Source organism: Terriglobia bacterium (genome assembly GCA_036496425.1).
Classification (GTDB): Bacteria; Acidobacteriota; Terriglobia; order 20CM-2-55-15; family 20CM-2-55-15; genus 20CM-2-55-15.
Genome location: DASXLG010000147.1, coordinates 1 through 2,342 on the forward strand (window position 1 = coordinate 1; position 2,342 = coordinate 2,342).

Here is a 2,342-nt window from a genome sequence, read left to right on the forward strand (position 1 = left end):
ACGCTCTCGGTGCGCAAAGCTATGTGCCGAGTCTGTTCTATTTCTTTTCCGATCCGGAACACGTCCAGGCGCTGCAAGATTACGCCAAGGCGAATCGCGAAATGGTTAACGAAAAGGAGGTCGCCAAGGGGGTGGACGAAATTGAAGTTCGAGCCGCCCTCAAGTCGCGCCTCCTGATTGAACTGGCCAGCTTGCAGAATAGCGCCACACCACACTGAACGCGGGCGCCGGCTCGCCCGGCGCATCACTTTCGCGCGACTGGTCTTCTTTATTTTCCTTTCCCCGGGCCGTCAGCACCGGGAGTGACCAGTAAACGCATCGGCATCATGGATGAATCGACGAATCCATGGCGTCGGAAAAAATTCTGCGAACGAATCTCCGGCCGGTCGGTCAGAAGGGTGATGCGCAGAAAATTTTTCTCGCCCGCGAACTTGATCGCATACTCGAGCAGATCGGAACCGTACCCTTTGTCGCGGTATTCTCTATGAATCACCAAATCCTCCAGCAAAATGACAAAGCCGCCTTCGGCGGTGCTGATGGTGAAAAGCAGATTGATCATTCCCACGATCGCCTTGTCGCGCCGAAGAACGAAAACCCTTCCACGGTTCGGTTGCTCGAAAATGAGCCGCAATCCGCGCAGCTGCTTGTCCTTGTTAGGGCGAAAGTCGCTCTCCTCGCTGAAAAGCTCCCCCAGCAATTCGGACAGTTCGTCCAAATCGGCTTCCGTCGCGGGCTCGATGACGACGTTCGCTTCCACTGGTTTTCTTATTCCAGAAAGGTGACAGGCTGGCAATGACCATCGCTTTCGGCCACGCTCTTCCAACGATTGGACGGGGGGGGCACTGGGCTGACTGGGCCAGTGGCCTGAGTAATCGGGACGCTCGATTGACAAGGCCGCCTCCCTCCCTACCGTAGCCGCTTCCCGTCCCCCCAGATGGGATTTCGACTATGAAACGGACCCTGCAACGATCAAAACGCACCCGCAAACGGCAGCACGGCTTTCGTGCCCGGATGAAGACAAAAGGCGGCCGCGCCACGCTGGCCCGCCGGCGCCAACGGGGACGTAAACGTTTGCTCCCGAAGGGCGTCGAGCGTCACTTCGCCCGGCACACCCAGGCGTAATTCCGTCTCAAGTCTCGCGAACCACTTCCCGGGCTGGCTTGTCATCGCGCATGGCGATGAATTTCGCGTGCCGCAGGTTCCCCGCGTCGGTCCACTCGACAAACGCGACTTCGCATACGAGTTGGGGTTTGAGCCAGCGGCACTCTTTCATCTTTTCTTTCGTCAGCGGTTCTCCCCATCGGGAGCCCTTTTTCTGCGGCAGATTTGCAAACGGGCAATCGTTCGCCGCCAGCCCTTTGAACTGCCGAAAAACCTCTTTGCGCAAGCGCGCGACGAACCCGTCCTTCACTTTAGCGACGAAGTGAAGCGCCTTATTTTCATAAAGGCCGACCAGCAGCGAATCAAAGTTCGCCGCACCGGGAACATAACCGCCGATGACGAATTCCTGTCGCCGATCGCTGCGTCGCTTGATCCACGCTCCCGAGCGCTCTCCCGCCTCGTAGAGAGATCCGCTGCGCTTACCGACAACGCCTTCCAAACCCAACTTCGACACCGCTTTCAAGACCTGTCCGGGCGAGCCCGGCAAGAGCGGTGAAAGCCGCAACAGCTCAGAGGCATTAGACATAACTCCGGCGAGGCGCTGGCGCCGTTCTTCCAAAGGGCTCCGTTGCAAGTCGTCTCCGTTGTCGTGCAACAGGTCGAAGGCGTAGAAATAAATCGCGTCCGGGTTCGCCTGGTTGTTCTGCAACAGTTGGAAGGATGGCCGGTCGTGACGGTCAAGCGCGACAATCTCGCCGTCGATGGCAAAATTGCCCGGCAGATCTCCGAAAGCCCTAACCAGTTGTGGAAAGCGATCGTTGAACTTCTTTTGATTGCGCGAGAGAAGCCGGACTTCGTCCGCCTCCTTCAAAGCCATGCACCGATACCCGTCAAACTTCATCTCGTAAAGCCATTCGCCGGTAGCCGGCAGATCTGTCACCGGCTTGCATTTCATCGGCTCGACGAAAACTGGCCGCGCGGCCTTCGCCGGCCGCTTGTTCCACTTCTTCCCAGAGGACGCGGGCCGATGGCTCTGCCATTGCGCATCGTTGTCGCGCGTAATCGCGGTCATCGACCTCTTCGTTAGGGCCGAGCGATCGTCCACGCGGTCGGAGATCGGCTTCATCGACTTTCCCGCCTTGATTAGAAGCCATCGATTGCTCTCCGGTTCGCGTTTGTCCTTCACCAAGATCCACTCGCCATCGAGTTTCTCTCCTTTCAAAACGAGGTGCATTTTGCCG

General features: G+C 57.9%; 4 protein-coding genes. 2 read left to right on the top strand and 2 right to left on the bottom strand.

Going from position 1 to position 2,342, the window contains the following annotated elements; translation table 11 throughout:
* On the top strand, positions 1-218 hold a 218-nt coding region (locus tag VGK48_10690; GenBank protein ID HEY2381632.1), incomplete at its 5' end, for a hypothetical protein.
* A 50-nt stretch (positions 219-268) separates the two neighbouring features.
* On the opposite strand, the gene VGK48_10695 is transcribed toward VGK48_10690, so the two are convergent.
* The gene (locus VGK48_10695) at positions 269-892 is read right to left on the bottom strand and encodes a GNAT family N-acetyltransferase (GenBank protein HEY2381633.1); all 624 of its coding nucleotides are present in this window, start codon (positions 890-892) and stop codon (positions 269-271) included.
* A 56-nt stretch (positions 893-948) separates the two neighbouring features.
* Here VGK48_10695 and rpmH point away from each other — a divergent pair, with 56 nt between their 5' ends.
* Positions 949-1,122, top strand: a complete 174-nt coding sequence (gene rpmH, locus VGK48_10700; protein ID HEY2381634.1) for a 50S ribosomal protein L34 — start codon at positions 949-951, stop codon at positions 1,120-1,122.
* A 7-nt stretch (positions 1,123-1,129) separates the two neighbouring features.
* On the opposite strand, the gene ligD is transcribed toward rpmH, so the two are convergent.
* Positions 1,130-2,342, bottom strand: a 1,213-nt coding sequence (ligD, locus tag VGK48_10705; protein ID HEY2381635.1) for a non-homologous end-joining DNA ligase, incomplete at its 5' end; no start/stop codon positions are given.

What these genes read in the sequence shown, in the direction of transcription:
- rpmH (HEY2381634.1), top strand. Translation starts at nt 949, where the DNA reads ATGAAACGGACCCTGCAACGATCAAAACGCACCCGCAAACGGCAGCAC.